This is a genomic window from Psychrobacter sp. W2-37-MNA-CIBAN-0211 (genome assembly GCF_040309405.1).
Classification (GTDB): Bacteria; Pseudomonadota; Gammaproteobacteria; order Pseudomonadales; family Moraxellaceae; genus Psychrobacter; species Psychrobacter glaciei.
Genome location: NZ_JBEOOU010000309.1, coordinates 1 through 262, shown reverse-complemented (window position 1 = coordinate 262; position 262 = coordinate 1). Strand labels below are relative to the sequence as shown.

The following is a 262-nucleotide window of genomic DNA, read 5'->3' as shown; positions in this document are numbered from 1 at the left end:
TAGTAGTTTTTAGCTATGTGGTTGCTAAAAATATATTTACTTTAGCACTAGAGCTTGAGCAGTGGCGCGAAGCTGCATTTAGCCTCGCCGATAGCTGGGTAATAGCCCTTATTTTAACGTTAATGATTGCCAGCTACTTTTTACGCTACCAGTCTTGGCGACCACAGGTTAAATCACTTTCCACCCTATTATTTGCAGGTTTGTATTTAGATGAGTGGTTTACGCGGTTAACCCTAAAAATATGGCCGATAAATTTCCCTAA

Annotated in this window: 1 protein-coding gene; it reads left to right on the top strand. The window is 40.1% G+C overall.

The window, feature by feature from the left end:
- Positions 1-262: hypothetical protein (locus tag AAEY72_RS15355; protein WP_352311449.1), on the top strand; the 262-nt coding region annotated here is incomplete at both ends.